General features: G+C 58.8%; 11 protein-coding genes, 1 tRNA gene and 2 rRNA genes. All 14 read left to right on the forward strand.

Annotated features, from left to right (window positions below):
- Window positions 1-62: ribosomal RNA gene (locus ACLBWT_RS21050) — 16S ribosomal RNA — on the forward strand; the annotation flags it as partial.
- Window positions 63-233: 171 nt separating this feature from the next.
- Window positions 234-350: ribosomal RNA gene (gene rrf / locus ACLBWT_RS21055) — 5S ribosomal RNA — on the forward strand.
- Window positions 351-525: 175 nt separating this feature from the next.
- Window positions 526-1830: a putative glycoside hydrolase gene (locus tag ACLBWT_RS21060; protein ID WP_447665088.1), complete on the forward strand. Its 1305-nt coding sequence runs from the start codon at window positions 526-528 to the stop codon at window positions 1828-1830.
- A gap of 383 nt (window positions 1831-2213) precedes the next feature.
- Window positions 2214-3671, forward strand: coding sequence for an IMP dehydrogenase (gene guaB, locus ACLBWT_RS21065; protein ID WP_447665089.1), 1458 nt, complete (start codon window positions 2214-2216; stop codon window positions 3669-3671).
- A gap of 148 nt (window positions 3672-3819) precedes the next feature.
- Window positions 3820-5145 (forward strand): D-alanyl-D-alanine carboxypeptidase family protein, encoded by a 1326-nt coding sequence (locus ACLBWT_RS21070; RefSeq protein WP_447665090.1) that lies wholly within the window; start codon window positions 3820-3822, stop codon window positions 5143-5145.
- 270 nt (window positions 5146-5415) lie between these two features.
- Complete coding sequence (pdxS, locus tag ACLBWT_RS21075) at window positions 5416-6300, forward strand: pyridoxal 5'-phosphate synthase lyase subunit PdxS (protein ID WP_200801164.1); 885 nt, start codon at window positions 5416-5418, stop codon at window positions 6298-6300.
- A 38-nt stretch (window positions 6301-6338) separates the two neighbouring features.
- A complete protein-coding gene (pdxT, locus tag ACLBWT_RS21080; protein WP_447665091.1) occupies window positions 6339-6929 on the forward strand; it encodes a pyridoxal 5'-phosphate synthase glutaminase subunit PdxT in 591 nt (196 codons plus the stop codon).
- Window positions 6930-7007: 78 nt separating this feature from the next.
- Complete coding sequence (gene serS / locus ACLBWT_RS21085) at window positions 7008-8291, forward strand: serine--tRNA ligase (RefSeq protein WP_447665092.1); 1284 nt, start codon at window positions 7008-7010, stop codon at window positions 8289-8291.
- A 107-nt stretch (window positions 8292-8398) separates the two neighbouring features.
- Window positions 8399-8487 (forward strand) — tRNA-Ser (locus ACLBWT_RS21090).
- Window positions 8488-8681: 194 nt separating this feature from the next.
- Complete coding sequence (locus ACLBWT_RS21095) at window positions 8682-9029, forward strand: hypothetical protein (RefSeq protein ID WP_076359617.1); 348 nt, start codon at window positions 8682-8684, stop codon at window positions 9027-9029.
- An 18-nt stretch (window positions 9030-9047) separates the two neighbouring features.
- The gene (locus tag ACLBWT_RS21100; protein ID WP_447665093.1) at window positions 9048-9221 is read left to right on the forward strand and encodes a hypothetical protein; all 174 of its coding nucleotides are present in this window, start codon (window positions 9048-9050) and stop codon (window positions 9219-9221) included.
- 28 nt (window positions 9222-9249) lie between these two features.
- Window positions 9250-9405: a small acid-soluble spore protein P gene (locus ACLBWT_RS21105; RefSeq protein WP_076359616.1), complete on the forward strand. Its 156-nt coding sequence runs from the start codon at window positions 9250-9252 to the stop codon at window positions 9403-9405.
- 186 nt (window positions 9406-9591) lie between these two features.
- Window positions 9592-10662 carry a hypothetical protein gene (locus ACLBWT_RS21110; protein ID WP_447665094.1) on the forward strand — a complete coding sequence of 357 codons (1071 nt, stop codon included), beginning with the start codon at window positions 9592-9594 and terminating at the stop codon, window positions 10660-10662.
- Window positions 10663-10910: 248 nt separating this feature from the next.
- The gene (locus ACLBWT_RS21115; RefSeq protein WP_447665095.1) at window positions 10911-17165 is read left to right on the forward strand and encodes an alpha-amylase family glycosyl hydrolase; all 6255 of its coding nucleotides are present in this window, start codon (window positions 10911-10913) and stop codon (window positions 17163-17165) included.
- Window positions 17166-17170: the final 5 nt, after the last annotated feature.

A 17170-nucleotide genomic window follows, 5' to 3' on the forward strand; every position in this document is an offset into this window, starting at 1 on the left:
TGATTGGGGTGAAGTCGTAACAAGGTAGCCGTATCGGAAGGTGCGGCTGGATCACCTCCTTTCTATGGAGAATCGCTTCCTGCAACGGAAGCATTCAAAACCGAGGCATCGCCAGATGCCTCACGAGAAACCCTCGGGTTTCAAATCGGAATCGCAAGATTCCAACCGGCTTGTCCCTCACTCGTTGTCAGTTTTGAAAGAGCAAACCTCTTTCAAGCAAGATTTCTTCATCGTTTGGTGGCGATGGCGGAAGGGAACCACGCGTACCCATCCCGAACACGACCGTTAAGCCTTCCAGCGCCGATGGTACTTGGACCGCAGGGTCCTGGGAGAGTAGGACGTCGCCAAGCACAGAGAGAAGCCTGATCCGCGAGCAATCGCCGGTCAGGCTTTTTTTTTGTATATTCAGAACAGGCGCATGTATTTTGGATAGATGCACTTTTCGGATAACCGTCTTTTCCCGATTATTTCCCTTCAATCCGCTCATACTAATCAACACCAAATCGGACATTGGAGGTGAAGCGGATGAAGGGGAATCGAAGCATTCGAGTCGCGCTGGCCACAGCCGGGATCATGATATTGGGGCTTGCCATCCCCCAAGGCAATGGAATCGCACCCGGAGCGCATATGCTGACGGCTTCCAACCAAGGCTGGAGCACTGGTATCGAGAAGAAGCATTCGGATGATCTCGAAAAGCAGGCTGACCATGCCCATGCGGTTGCTGAAAATCCTTTAGTGATGCTTAAGGAACCTTTCGCAGTCAGTAGTACAGCCGTGGCAGCCGGCACGAAAGAGCCGACCGGACTCGGAGAGCGGGCGGATTCAGTCAAAGGGCCTGTTGCCGAACCAGTCAGAGGCATCTATGTATCCGGATACGCAGCAGGAAGCCCGAAGGCGATGGGAAAGCTTCGCGATCTGGCGAAGCGGACAGAAATCAATGCCATGGTCATCGATGTCAAAGATGATTACGGCTTGCTGACGTATCCTTCCAAATTGCGGCTGGCCCATCGAATTGGAGCCGATCGCAGGCCCCTTATGGCTCAGCCCAGGCAATTGATCGAGGAGCTTCACGCCGAAGGGCTTTACGTCATCGGCAGGCTCGTCGTTTTCAAGGATGCCTGGCTGGCCAGCCGTGTACCGGAATGGGCTTTGCATGAGCGGAGCGGCAAGGTATGGAAGGATTCAAAGGGTAAGGCCTGGATCAACCCTTATCGAAGCGAGGTCTGGAATTATAATATCGCGATCGCCCAGGAAGCCGCCGAGCTGGGATTTGATGAGATTCAATTCGATTACGTCCGCTTTCCCGCCAATGGAAAGCGGGCAGATGCGGTCATTGATTACGGCTCGCACGGGACAACGAAGCCGGAAGCGATCGGGCAATTCCTCGGCCGCGCGCGGGACAAGCTGCATGGAAAGCCGATATCGGCGGATGTATTCGGCCTGGTTACATCCTCATCGGATGATATGGGGATCGGTCAGACATGGCGTTCGGTAGCTTCGAGCGTGGATGCCATCTCGCCGATGGTCTATCCTTCCCATTACTCGGCGGGTATGTATGGTATTCCACAGCCCGATCTGGATCCGTCCGCTGTCATCCGGAAAGCGATGAGCGACGCCGCCGCCCGCAACCGCTATCTGATCCAGAGCGGAATCAAGCCCGCTCAGATCAGGCCTTGGCTGCAAAGCTTTACGGCGACATGGCTGCATCCTCACCTTGCCTATGGAGAGAAGGAAATCCGGGAGCAGATTCGGGCCGCCCGCGAAGCAGGAGTCGATCAATATCTGCTCTGGAGTCCGCGCTGCATCTATCCTTTAACTTCGTCATCTTAATTGGCAACGTTAGGCGAAGAGAAGAGGGAATGGCATTTACGGCAAGCAAGGATGATCAGCATCCGTCAAGGTTGAAGTACAGCAAGCAAGGATGATCAGCATCCGTCAAGGTTGAAGTACAGCAAGCAAGGATGATCAGCATCCGTCAAGGTTGAAGTACAGCAAGCAAGGATATCAGCATCCGTCAAGGTTGAAGGGCAAGCATGGACAGCACCTGCCGCTGCAGACTTACTCCAAGAGACACAAGGTATGGAAAGAGGTGGAAGCACCTCTGAAAATGACTATGAAAGCAAGATTCCGCTAGGTTGACAGCCCTATACCCCTCTGCTAAGATGGTCAATAATATATTTCGGCAAGCCATAACAAATAGGAGGAAATCATTCGTGTGGGAATCGAAATTCGCTAAAGAAGGCCTCACGTTCGACGATGTGCTGCTTGTACCCCGCCGCTCGGAGGTGCTGCCGCGCGCAGTCCAGGTCGGTACCCAGCTGAGCGAGAACGTCAAGCTGAACATCCCGCTGATCAGCGCGGGCATGGATACCGTAACGGAGGCTGCCTTGGCGATCGCGCTGGCGAGAGAAGGCGGCATCGGCATCATTCACAAGAACATGACGATCGCCCAGCAGGCGGAAGAGGTCGACCGCGTCAAGCGCTCCGAGAGCGGCGTCATTACGAACCCGTTCTCCCTGACTCCCGAGCATCATGTGTACGACGCGGAAGAGTTGATGGGCAAATACCGCATTTCCGGCGTACCGATTGTCAACGAAGAAGGCAAGCTGGTCGGCATTTTGACCAACCGCGACCTTCGTTTCGTGCATGATTACTCCATGAAGATCAAAGAAGTGATGACTCACGAAGAGCTGGTAACGGCTCCTGTGGGAACGACGCTGCAAGAAGCGGAAGTTCTGCTTCAGAAGCATAAGATCGAGAAGCTGCCGCTCGTAGACGAGACGAATACGCTTAAAGGCCTCATCACGATCAAAGACATCGAAAAAGCGATTCAATTCCCGAGCGCTGCCAAGGACAAGCAAGGCAGGCTGTTATGCGGAGCTGCCGTCGGCATCTCCAAGGACACGGAAGAGCGCGCTGCGGCACTTGTAGAAGCAGGCATCGACGTCCTGGTCGTGGACTCCGCGCACGGGCATCATATTAATATTATCGAAGCCGTCCGCAATTTGCGGAGCATTTATCCAGAGCTGACGATCATCGCGGGCAACGTCGCGACGGCTGAAGCGACGAGAGACCTGATCGAAGCTGGAGCCTCGGTAGTCAAAGTCGGCATCGGTCCTGGTTCCATCTGTACGACGCGCGTCATCGCCGGCATCGGCGTGCCGCAGGTAACGGCGATTTATGACTGCGCGACGGCAGCACGCGAATACAACGTGCCGGTCATCGCCGACGGCGGCATCAAGTACTCCGGCGACATCACCAAAGCGATCGCAGCCGGCGCCAGCGCGATCATGATCGGCAGCCTGTTTGCCGGTACGGAAGAAAGCCCGGGCGAATCGGAGATCTACCAGGGCCGCCGCTTCAAGGTTTATCGCGGCATGGGCTCGCTAGGAGCGATGAAGGAAGGCAGCAAGGACCGCTACTTCCAGGAGAACGAGAACAAGCTCGTACCGGAAGGCATCGAAGGCCGCTTGCCTTACAAAGGGCCGCTGGCCGATACGGTCCATCAGCTGATCGGCGGTCTTCGCGCAGGAATGGGCTATTGCGGAACGGCGAACATAGAAGAGCTCAAGAACGATACCTCGTTCATTCGCATCACGGGCGCGGGACTTCGGGAGAGCCATCCGCATGACGTGCAGATCACGAAGGAAGCCCCGAACTATTCGCTCTAAGACCAAGGATTAGATTTTTCTAAGAAGCAGTCCGCGCCGCGCGCGGACTGCTCTTTTTGCATGTCGGATAAAGCAAAAACATCCCCCGCCTCGTTAACGGTATGGTACAATGAAACCTGATTAATCCATGGTGAAGGAGAGAACAAAGTTGAAAGCAAGATTCGCCCCGGCTCTCGTGAAGCCGGTTGTCTCCGCCATCGTGGCGGCTACTCTCATTACAGGCTCTTATATCGCTCCGGCTATTACTCCCGCGGCATCCGCGGCGCCCAATACGAGCAGCAGCAACGCCCCGGCAGTCAGCAAGGAAAATCCGCTTGGCCTGGCTGCCGACGCCGCCATCCTGATCGATGCCGACACGGGTCAAGTGCTCTATTCCTATAACATAGACAAGCCCCTGCCTCCGGCAAGCATGACCAAGATGATGACGGAATATATGGTTCTCAGCGCCGTCAAAAGCGGCAAGCTGAAGTGGGATCAGGAAATATCGGTCAGCAATGAAGCGGCAAGCACGCCGAAGGACGGATCCCAGATCTATCTGGCGGAAGGAGATACCCATACGGTCAAGGAACTGTACACCGCTATGTCGGTCGCGTCTGCCAATGATGCGACTGTCGCGCTGGCTTCCTTCCTGGGAGGATCCGAGGCCGGCTTCGTCACCGAGATGAATGCCAAGGCTCAGGAGCTCGGCCTCAAGACGGCTCAATTCACGAGCGCGACAGGGCTTCTCGACACGACCGTCATCGCGGCCAAGGATATGGCCAAGCTCGCCATGATCATTTTGAAGGAAACCCCGGAGTTCCTCGACTACTCCAAGATTCCTTCCGTGAAATTCCGCGAACGGGACGCCAAGCCGATGATCAACAACGACTGGATGCTTGAAGGCAACAAGGGCAACACCAACTTCAAGCAGTATGTCTATGACGGCGTGGACGGCATGAAGACAGGTTACCTCAGCGCAGCCGGGTATTGCTTCACGGGAACGGTCAAGCGCGGCGACACCCGCCTGATCAGCGTCGTGTACCATACCAAGACCAAAGGCGCCCGTTTCCTCGAGACGCGCAAGCTGTACGACTGGGCGTTCAGCAACCTGGAGCGCAAAACGATCGTTCAGCCGAAAACCGTAGTAGAATCCGCCGCGGAGGCTACAATAACAAAAGGCAAAGAAAAAACCGTCGGCCTGGTGACGGAATCCGACTTCACGCTCATGGTGAAGAAAGGCGCGGCAGTCGAGCCGAAGATCATTGCCACGTCGATCCCCAAGGCGGGCGAGCTTGTCGCTCCGGTCGCACAGGGACAGAAGATCGGAACGGTTACGTATAAGTATACGGATGCCGACACCGGCACTGCGGTTACGAAAGAAATCAATCTGATCGCAGCCGAAGGCGTGGAGAAGGCCGGCTGGTTCAAGCTGATGCTGCGCGGCATCGGAGGATTTTTCTCCGGGCTGTTCAAGGGCATCGTGGATTTGTTCTAACCGGACGGGTAAATAGCAGCAGGCCAGCAACGACCAGGCTGCCCGCGATCGGTTAAGCTGGTCGAGCTGTCTGCAAGGACAACCTCAAAGGTGTCAGGTGTCTGCCAGAAGAGCCTCGTGAGCGGGCACTTGCTCCTATGGCTTTCCTGCAGCAAGTTTCATGCATGAGTTGTCGCCGCTTGGCGTACATGATAGAATTTGGGATAATCAACTCGGAAAAGTTGTCATCGCCCTGTCTTGGGCGAACAGACTATAGGAGGCTTTCAGACCATGTTGGAAACAGGAACATCGCGAGTTAAACGAGGTATGGCGGAAATGCAAAAAGGCGGCGTCATCATGGACGTCATGAACGCGGAGCAGGCCAAGATCGCCGAAGCGGCTGGCGCTACGGCAGTCATGGCTCTTGAGCGCGTGCCTTCGGATATCCGCGCGGCAGGCGGCGTTGCCCGCATGGCGGACCCGACCGTCCTCGAAGAGGTGATGAAGGTCGTTTCCATCCCGGTCATGGCCAAAGCCCGCATCGGCCACTATGTGGAAGCACGCGTGCTGGAAGCGCTCGGCGCCGACTATATCGACGAGAGCGAAGTGCTCACGCCGGCCGACGAAGTGTTCCATATCGACAAGCGCGAATTCACGGTTCCGTTCGTATGCGGAGCCAAGGATCTGGGCGAGGCTCTGCGCCGCATCCAGGAAGGCGCATCGATGATGCGTACCAAGGGCGAGCCGGGAACGGGCAACATCGTTGAAGCCGTTCGCCACATGCGCTTGATCACGGGCCAGATCCGCAAGATCAAAGGCCTGTCCAAGGACGAGCTGTATGCGGAAGCCAAAAACCTTGGCGTCAACTACGAGCTGCTGCTCGACGTGCACGAGACGGGCAAGCTGCCGGTCGTCAACTTCGCTGCAGGCGGCGTGGCTACGCCATCCGACGCAGCTCTGATGATGCATCTGGGCGCTGACGGCGTATTCGTCGGCTCCGGCATCTTCAAGTCCGACAACCCGGAGAAATTCGCCCGCGCCATCGTGGAAGCGACGACTCACTATACGGACTACAAGCTGATCGCCGAAGTATCCAAAAACCTCGGCGGCGCGATGAAGGGCATCGAGATCTCCAAGCTGGCGCCGCATGAGCGCATGTCCGACCGCGGCTGGTAAGCGGCTGCAGCGGCAGAAAGAAAGAAGGCCTTAGCGAAATGACCCAGAAGATCGGTGTACTGGCGCTGCAGGGCGCCGTAGCAGAGCATATCCGCAGTCTCCAGGCTGCCGGCGCGGAAGCGGTCGCGGTCAAGCGAGTCGAGGATCTGGAGCAGCTGGACGGGCTTGTCATCCCTGGCGGCGAGAGCACGACCATCGGCAAGCTGATGCGCAAGTACGGCTTCATCGAAGCGCTGCGGGAGTTCCATGAGGCGGGCAAGCCGCTGTTCGGAACCTGCGCGGGGCTTATCGTCTTGGCCAAGACGATCGAAGGGGGCGAGGAGCCTCATCTCGGCTTGATGGACATGACTGTCGTACGGAACGCATTCGGCCGCCAGCGCGAAAGCTTCGAGACGGAGCTCGCCATCCAAGGCATCGACAATCCGGTGCGTGCCGTGTTCATCCGCGCTCCATTGATCGGCGAGGTAGGCAGCGGCGTCGAGGTTCTCTCGACGCATAACGGCGAGATTGTCGCTGCACGCGAAGGAACGATGCTGGCGGCATCGTTCCATCCGGAGCTTACCGATGATTACAGCCTGCACGCCTATTTTGCGAGCATGGTTCAAGAAGCGGCGCAGGTGAAGCGATAATCAATCCGTCAGGGTGGACGTTACAACGTCCGCCCTGATGTCTGTTTTTTTCAAGAATCAGAGAGGGGTGCCCCGACCGTGCTTGACGTTCGACTGCTTAGAAATGAATATGACCGGGTAGCCAAAGCGCTGACCGACCGCAAGAAACCGCTGGATCTGATCTCTTCCTTCCCGGAGCTGGACGCGAAGCGCCGCGGAATTCTGCAGGAAGGCGAAACGCTGAAGAACCGCCGCAACACGGTGTCTCAGGAAGTAGCCAAGCTGAAGAAAAGCGGCGGCGACGCCGAAGCCCTCATCGTGGAGATGCGCGAGGTCGGCGACCGGATCAAGGAGCTCGACGAAGAGCTGCGCGTGCTTGACGAGGAGCTTGAAGCTCTTCTGCTCGCGATTCCGAACATGCCGAATGAAAGCGTGCCGGTCGGCGGCGGCGAGGAAGACAACGTCGAGATCCGTCGTCATGGCGAGCCCCGCACCTATGAGTTCGAGCCGAAGGCCCATTGGGATCTGGCCGAAGGACTCGGCCTTCTCGACTTCGAGCGCGCGGCCAAGGTAACCGGCTCCCGGTTCGTCTTCTACACCGGTCTCGGCGCACGTCTGGAGCGTGCTCTCCTCAACTTCATGATGGATCTGCACAGCGACCAGCACGGCTACTCCGAGGTGCTGCCTCCGCAGATCGTGAACCGCGACAGCCTGGTCGGAACCGGCCAGCTGCCGAAGTTCGAAGAAGATCTGTTCAAGATCAAGGACAGCGAGTACTATCTGATCCCGACGGCGGAGGTTTCGGTAACGAACCTGCACCGGGAAGAAATTCTTGCCGCGGATGACCTTCCGAAGCGTTTCGTCGCTTTCAGCGCCTGCTTCCGTTCCGAAGCCGGAGCGGCAGGACGGGACACGCGCGGCCTGATTCGCCAGCATCAGTTCAACAAGGTGGAGCTCGTGAAGCTGGCCAAGCCCGAGGAGTCCTATGACGAGCTGGAGTCCATGACGCAGAACGCCGAGCGCGTGCTGCAGCTGCTGGGCCTTCCCTACCGCGTGCTGCAGCTTTGCACCGGCGACATGGGCTTCTCGGCCGCGAAGACTTATGATCTCGAGGTATGGCTTCCAAGCGCCGATACGTACCGCGAAATCTCTTCCTGCTCCAACTGCGAGGACTTCCAGGCCCGCCGTGCCGGAATCCGCTTCAAGCGCGACGCCAAGAGCAAGCCGGAATTCGTGCATACGCTGAACGGTTCCGGTCTTGCGGTAGGCCGTACGGTCGCCGCAGTCCTGGAGAACTATCAGCAAGCCGACGGAACGATTCTCGTGCCTGAGGTGCTTCGTCCTTACATGGGCGGCATCGAGGTTATCGGTCCTCGCGGTTGATTCTTATGCTTTGAAGCGCCACTCCTTCGAGGGATGGCGCTTTTTTTCCCTTGGATCGGTTGCCTAGAGGGAAACGGCTATGGTACAATGCTCAGGTATTGAACGATGGAGAGATACCGAAGCGGTCATAACGGGGCGGTCTTGAAAACCGTTAGGGTGCAAGCCCACGTGGGTTCGAATCCCACTCTCTCCGCCATTTCATTTCAACTAAAGCTCAAGCCGGGACAGGAATGTCCGGGCTTTTTTTGTTTTTGCGGCGACCGGAGCAGCTCGTCGTTCAGCCGCCAGGGAGCATCTTGCGAGGCATCTTCGTCATGCGCCGCATCAGGCTGCGTCGAGGCATAGAAAACCTGATTTCGATGCAACCTACGGGATGGAGGTGGAAGGCCAATGAGCAATCCCGATATGCTTCTGCTGGACCAGTCCCGCTTGGTCGAGGCCTGGAACGAAACGCTCCCGACAACGATGAATGAGACCGACCGCTGTGAAGTCCATGCCGATGAAGAGGATCCGCGCTCGCTGCGCGTCACGATCTTCGGCGCCGGGCACCAGATGTACTCGTATGATTTCAAGGTCACGTATGTCGACAGCCGGGAAGTGAAGGTGACGCTGATCGATGTCGACCAGGACAAGCAGACGATCGACGAACGCAAGGAGCTCGTTCAGGAGCAGGTAGCCGACTATATCCGGCATCTGCATGAATGCGCCCAGGCGCTGCATCGCTTGACCAAAGTCTAATGCAAAGGGTGATGGAGCTTGACGAAGCAAAAAGGACCGGATAAAAACCTGCAGAATGTGGCCAAGGATCTTGAACTGGAGCCGGTGAACGCGCATAATGCCAACCAGCTGCAGCGCCAGTCGGAGGACCGCAGGCATCAGGACAACCTGAACCATGAGGACGAGACCGATCTGGATCATCAATTGACCTGACCTTAGACAGCAAAAGGAGGAGAAGCCGATGAGCAAGCCGGACAGCATTCCGGTTCCGAATCCGGATGAAGACCGCAAGGCATCCCGCGACCGGGACCATGGACAGCCGCAGCAGCCGATGTCGGGCAGCAAGACGGTCAAAAACCGCAATCATGTCGACCATCACAATCCCGAAGGCGGTTGAGCCGGAAGGAACAGAGGGTGGGATCGAGGCCGTTCCCGTACTGCGGGAGCGGTTTTTTCCATATGCAGATTATTATTCGAATCGAATAATTTTTTTGATTACTTGTTCTCCCCCTTATTCAATTCCCATCGACAATGGTAGAATACAAAGAGTAGATTTCACGCATGATTCAAAGGAGGAAATACATTGAAAGCGAAAAACCGGCCCTGGAAGCAAACGCTGGCAGTCCTGTCCGCTGCGGCGCTTGTAGCGGCCGCCGGATGCAGCAAATCCCCATCTCCGAAGGCAGAGCTAGAATCCGCCCTTGCAAGCATCGCAGCGGCTTCATCTTATGCTTTCCACTCGACCGTTAAATTTGACGATCTTCAGCTCCCTTCCAGCCGCGCTGCCGGCGCAACATCCGGCGAAGCCGCCAGCCTGCTGAAGGGAATGAACATAACGATGGACGGCGTCTACCAAAAGGATCCGATGCGCACGGACGCCAATGTCCAGCTGGCGCTTCCCGGCAATCCCCAAATGAATCTGACGCTGCCGATCATCATGACCGGCAACAAACTGTATGTGAAGGTTCCGTCGATTCCGGCCCTGCCTGCGACCGCGCAGCTGGCGGACAAGTATGTCGTCATCGATACGGACAAGCTGGCCGAGGAGCAGGGCGAGCAAGCCGCGGCGCTGGATCCTGCGGTGCAGCAGAAGCTTATACTGGAAGCCGGAGCGGCTTTCATCAAGCCTTTTGAAGAGAAGACCTACTTCAAAAGCTTGAAAGCGAAAGACGTGCAAGGTCTTCCTGAAGGCCTGGAGCCGGACTCCGTCTCCCAATTCCTGATCGACTCCTCGAATGCCGAGGATGTCAAGGCGACAGCGGCGCAGAAGGCGATTCCTGCCGTGCTTGACGTGCTGCTCGGCAACGAGCAGTACCTGAAGGCGCTCGGCATGGACAAGGCGGAAGCGGAGACCAGCAGGAAGCAGCTGCAAGATCCGCAATCGGAGCTGTCCAAGAAGCTGAAGGAACAGCTGAAGCTCAGCGAGGTCAAGGTGCTCGGGGCGGTCAAGGACGGCAAAATGGCCTACGAGAGCGTCGACGCCAACATCGAGTATGCCGGAGGCGAATCCGGTCCGCTCAAGCTCGTCATGCATTCGACGACGTCATACAGCAAGGTCGGCGAGAAGGCTGCCTTCACGGGCGCCATTCCGACCGATGCGATTCCGGTCGAGCAGCTTGAAGCAGCATTGGAAGGTTCAGCCGGCAGCAAATAAGAATAGGTCTGAAGCCATGCTTGAATCGGCTTCTGTCCTTCCATGGAACCGCCTCGGCCCGAGGCGGTTTTTTGCATGCGTAAAATATCGAAAGAGCAATCGGCTTGCAATGAAAATGGAAGCGATTACTTTTTCGTTGACAGAAGAAAAAAGGGAATGATATGCTAAATAATAGAATCATGCGCAAACGTTTGCACTTATTTTCATTGGCCTTATATAGGCCCTATTCTAATCTGGGGGGAAACAAGATGAAATGGCAGCGGATCATCCGCAACCGCAGCATAGGCGCCGTCATGGCCTGCCTGCTTGTCATGCAGCTGTTGGCCGGCATTGGACAGGCTCCGATTGTAAGCGCTAACACCGAGACGCCTGTTCCTACAGCATCATCGAGCGTCTATCAGGATCAGCCGGGCGGCACGTCCAGCTGGTATGTCGCCGGCACCGTGAACGGCTGGAACAATGCCGACGCCAATTGGAAATTCAAGCATCTGACCGGCGGCTTGTACGCCTATACGGCGGCGCTCGATGCCGGCAATTATGAGTTCAAGCTGACCAAGAACGGTACTTGGGACGGCTTCGGCGACAACGGGGAAAACTTCAAGCTGAAGCTGGACCAAGCCGAATCGGTCACCTTCTTCGTCAACGACGAGATCGGACAAGCCCGTATCTCGGTGCCCGGGGTGCATGGACTGGCTCAATACGTTCCGTCGCTGGGCGAGAACAAATGGCCGCGTCTGGTCGGAACCATGCAGAAGAAGCTCGGCGATCCCGCGGATTGGGATCCGGCCGGAGCGACATACCGGTTCCTCGACTACAACCTGGACGGCAGCGTATACAAGCTCCAAGTGCAGCTGCCTGAAGGCCGGTATGAGGCCAAGGTTGCCTTTGGCCCGAACTGGGATGAGAACTACGGAGCGACAGGTAAAAACGGCGAAAATCTGAACATTGTCGGAGGCGACGATCTGTACGCCATCTTCAGCATCGACTACAAAGGAGATCAAAAGCTGAAGGCCGACACATTCCTTGCCGGCGGCGGCTCGAACGGCAAGATCAACAAGGACGCGATCCAGTTCGACAGCCGCTCGCTCACCTTCAAGAAGCCGTTCGGCGCCATCGCCGAGAACGGTACGGATCTCACTCTCCGCGTGGCGGCTGCCCAGGATGACGTGGAGATGGCGCGGGTGGAGCTGACGAATGCGGAAGGTCTCGCATCGACGCATGAAATGCGCAAGGTGACGACTGTGGACGGCAAGGACTACTGGGAAGCCGTCATTCCGAGATCCGTCTTCACCGGCATTGGAATCTGGGGCTATAAATTCATCCTCATCGACGGCTCGGCCAAGCTGGAGCTCGGCGACGACAAGAACGGCACGGCCAGCCGCGGCGGAACGGGCGTCGCGATGGAGGACGGCGCGGTGCCGTTCGACCTGACGGTATACAAAGCGGACTTCAAGACTCCGGACTGGATGAAGAACGCCGTCGTGTACCAGATCTTCCCGGACCGCTTCTTCGACGGGAATCCGGACAACAACCGCGCCAAGCTGGTGGACGGCTACCGCGGGGATCGGAACGAGGAGCGGGCCGTCAAGGACGCTCCGATCAAATCGCTGCCTCTGCAATACTTTGACGGCGGCCTAGCGAACGACCCCGCTCCCGGACAAGTCGCGGGCCAGTGGAGCGACGTGCCGGAAAATCCGGACCGCGTGAAGCCGGAAAACAAGCCGTATTACCCGAACGCGACTTCGGACGGCACCTGGACCAACGAATTCTACGGCGGGGATATCCAGGGCATCGGGATGAAGCTGGATTACCTGCAGTCTCTCGGAGTGACCGCGATCTACCTCAATCCCGTCGCTTGGGCGGCGTCCAACCACAAATACGATGCCACCGACTACAAGCATCTGGACCCGATGTTCGGCGAGCCGGTGTACAACACGCCTGGCGATCCGGCCTCCGGCCTCAACTACGAGGAGACGCGCAAGGCGTCGGACAAAGTGTTCATCGACTTCTCCAAGGCCGTCAAGGCCAGGGGCATGCATCTCATTACGGACGGCGTGTTCAACCACGTCGGCGACGACAGCATTTATTTCGACCGCTACAGCAAATATCCGGAGATCGGCGCTTACGAGTATTGGGCGAAGGTCTACGACTTGCAAAACGCGGCGAAAGATAAAGGAGAGAGCCTCGACAAGGCGGCTGCCGAGCAGCAGGCCCGTGCTTTCTTTACGGGCAAGGTGAACTCCGCGACGGGCAAGAACTACGAATACCCGGCCGACTTCGGCTTCATCGACTGGTTCACGGTGGAGAATGTGAAGGTGGCGGATAAGGACAGCACGAGCACGCATTACAAATACGATGCCTGGTGGGGCTACGATTCCCTGCCGGCGATGGATGCCAAGACGCCGCAGCCGGGCGACGCGGACGCGATCGGCTCCTCCGAGGAGCAGCATGAGTGGAACAATATCGGCTACCGCGAAGCGGTCATCGGCCATGATCTGAGCGGCAAATCCGCCGAGGATGCCGAAGCGGCCATGCAGGACGTCGTCTCGCAGCGCTGGCCTTGGATGGGCTCCGGCGGCTGGCGGCTGGACGTCGCTCCCGATGTCTCGACCGGAACCTGGCAGAAGTTCCGCGAAGCCGTCAAGTCGACGGCGGGCCTCAAGGACGCCGGCGGCAACGATATCGAGGATCCGATCATTTTGGGCGAGGAGTGGGGCGTAGCGACCCATTACCTGCTCGGAGACCAATTCGACTCCGTCATGAACTACCGCTTCCGCGGAGCGCTGCAGGCGTTCCTCATCGGCGGCGACGCCAAAACCTTCAACGATACGCTTGAATCCATCCGCGAGGATTACCCGGAGCAGGCATGGCAGGCCATGCTCAACCTGGTGGATTCCCATGACACGACGCGTTCCATCACGAAGCTGATGTTCCCGAACTACGAGGAGGAGCATCTGGTCATCGCCAAGGATGCGGATGACAAGGCGCTCAAGCAGCAGGCGCTGGTCGCTCTGTTCCAGATGGGCTATCCCGGCGCGCCGACGATCTATTACGGCGACGAGGTGGGAGTGACGGGCACGAAGGATCCGGATTCCCGCCGCACGTTCCCATGGGAGCGGGTCGTGGAGAGCAGCGAAGGTCCTGCCGGCAAAAGCTACTCGGCAACCGGCTCCTACGCCGGATTGCTGGACTCCTATCAAAAGGCGGCCAAGCTCCGCGAAGCGGAGGCGGTGCTGCGCACAGGCGATCTGAAGGCGGTCTACGCCACCGGCGACGCCATCGCTTACGCCCGCAAGAACGACACGAAGGCCGCGCTCGTCTCCATCAACCGCGGCAATGCAGAGCAGAAAATCACCGCCGACGTGACGGGATACCTGCCGGACGGCCTGAAGCTTGTCGACGGCCTGGGCAGCGGCATCAGCGCCGTCGTAACCGGAGGCAAGCTGGAATACACGCTGCCGGCTCTCTCCGGGGTCATGATGATTTCCGAAGGCGCGCTGTCGCCTGTCGCGGAAGTCGGCGGCCTGCTGGCCAATGCGGGCAACGGCAGCGTCGAGCTGTCCTGGAGCGCCGTTGACGGCGCCGAGGGCTACCGCGTCTACCGTTCCCTGATCGACGGCGGCAAGCTGGAGCTGGCCGGCACGAGCACGGAAGCGGCATTCACCGACACGGCCGTAACCAACGGAACCAAGTACTATTACAGCGTCGCGGCCTTCCAAGGCGCTTCCGAAGGATTGCCGGGCCCGACCGTATCGGCGACTCCGGCCTATCCCATCACGGAAGTGTCGGCCGTATCGACCGTCGCTGCGGACGTCTATCTCGGCGTAGGCCGGACGACGGGCGAGCTGACCGTATCCGTGAAGGCTCCCGGCCTGACGGACCGGGGAGACGGACAGCAGCCGGCCGGTCTCATCGGCAAGCTGATGTATTTCCCGGACGGCTCGGCCAAGGCCGAGGCCGCTTCCAAGCCGCTGAAGTTCAAGGCGGACGGAGCTGGCGGGGACAAGGTGTACACGGCTTCCTTCGAGCCGCTGCAAGCGGGCGTGTATCACTATTATGCCGCCTTCTCCGCTGATAACGGAGAGAACTGGACGGAATCCCCGGAGCCGACCCATGTCACGGTGTTCCCGAATGAGGACACGGATGCGCCGGCCACTCCGGCGCTGGACGCCATTACGGTGGAGTCCAGCCGGGCGGTGCTGAACTGGACGAGCGGGGACGACTCCGTCTATGGCTTCGAAATTTATCGTGCTTCCGGAGCGGACGGCTCGTTCAAGCGGATCGCTTCGGTCACGGGCGGCAAGCGCAGCTATACCGACTTTACGGTGAGCAACGACACGGCCTACCGCTACAAGGTCGCGGCCTACGACATGGCGTACAACCGCAGCTTCTCGGAAGAGCAGAGCGTGACGCCGAAGCTGGTCATGGTGGATGTGACGCTCCGTCTCCATCTGCCGGATTATACGCCCAGCACGGATGACATCACCATTGCCGGCGATTTCAACGGTTGGAACGTGACATCGACCAAGCTGAACGTGCCGAGCGGCGCGACGAATCGCAGCGTGGTGGAATATTCATTCAAGATGATGGCCGGCAAGTCGATCCAGTACAAATACGCCCGCGGCGATTGGGGCAAGGAAGCTCTCACCAGCCATAACCACCTTGCCGGGGATACTCAGGATCCGGGCAACTGGGCCTACAGCTCCACCGATACGAACATGCAGCTTAAAATTTCCAATCAAGGCGGCAACCGCATGGTGATCGACGACTACGTCCTCCGCTGGGTGGACATGCCGTTGATGGTTCTCCAGCCGCGCATTTCTTACGGGGAAGACATCCGATACTCCACGGATGAGGACCATTGGACGCTTAGCGCCAACGTTCCTTACGGCGTGGCCTTCACGATCAACAACCAGCCGATCGCCGACAGCGCCATGGATGCCGAAGGCAATGTGTATCTGCAGAATATTCCTCTGGTGCCGGGCGAGAACCGGTTCGTGCTCCATATCGAGCCGACACAGGAGACGCTGAACCTGCCGTTCTATACGGATAAAGGACGGGCGAGCCAAGCAACCAGGACGATCAATGTCGTCATTGACCGCTCTTCGGACGAAGCGACGCCAAGCGCGAAGCCGAGCGAGTCGCCAAGCGCGACGCCAAGCCCGACGCCGAGCGCGAAGCCGAGCGAGTCGCCAAGCGCAACGCCGAGCGGGTCGCCGAGTGCGACGCCGAGCGAGTCGCCTAGCGCAACGCCGAGCGAATCGCCGAGTGCGACGCCGAGCGGGTCGCCGAGCGCAACGCCGAGCGAATCGCCGGCTGCAACGCCAAGTCCGAGCAGCGCGCCTTGGACGCCGTCCCCGACGGCCGCTCCAAGCGCTTCTCCGTCACCATCGCCGGCCGGACACACCTTCTCGATTTCGGCTGCCAACCTCAAGCCGGATACAGGCGGCGAAGTGAACGTGACGCTGGGTGAGGCCGTCCAGACGGTGCTGATTCCTAGAGAAGCCGCCGGTCTGGCCGCAGGCTCCGTGCTGCGGGTCCATAAGGGCACAACCACGATCGTGCTGCCGCAGGAACTGTTGGCCGCAGCGGCTGCGGAAGGCAAGGGCAGCCTTGTCCTCCGCCTGGATGAAATCTCCGGCACCGAGGCGGACGCTCTTCTGGCCGGACTCAAGAAGCAAGGCCGATTCGGCAGCCTCGCGGCGACCGGCTCTGCCATTCAGGCGAGACTGCTCGTTCAGAACGGAGATTCCGAGCAGGCGGTATCCGCGAAGGGCATGAAGCTGAGCTTCAAAGCGGCTTCCGCGGCGGACGGGAAGACGGCTAACGTATACCGGATCGACGGAACCGGAACCGGGGCCTACGTCCGCGGAACGTGGAACGACGCCGACGGCAGTTGGACCGTTCCGGCCGACGGCAGCTTCGCTTATGCGCTGCTGAATGCCAGCCGCGCGTTCGCCGATCTCCCTGCCGGACATTGGTCGGCAGCGGCCGTCCAGTTCCTGGCTGCCCGCGAGTTCGTGAACGGCGTCTCGGAGCAGCAGTTCGCTCCGAACAAGGCCGTCACCCGCGCAGAATTCGCCGCGATGCTCGCCCGGATTCTGGAGCTGAAGCCGGGCAGCGCCAAGCCTTTTGCGGATGTAGGCGAGAACGCCTGGTATGCGGATTCCGTCAGCAGCGCCTATGAGGCCGGAATCATCGGCGGCAGGGGCCATGATGCCTTCGCTCCGGGAGCATCCGTCACCCGCGAGGAAATGGCGGTCATGCTGATGCACGCTTATGCGTACGGAATCAAAGCAGGCATGGTGCCGGCATTGCCGTCGGATTCGTCCGCTCCTTCCTTCAAGGACCAGTCCGCCATCAGCGGCTGGGCAGCGAAGGATGTCCTTGCAGCCGCAGGGCTTGGACTGCTCGGCGGACGGGACAACGGCTCCTTCGCTCCGGCGGATCAGCTGACCCGCGCGGAAAGCGCGGCGGCGCTCTACCGCTTGCTGAGCCGATAAGATAA

Source organism: Paenibacillus sp. D51F (assembly GCF_053345695.1).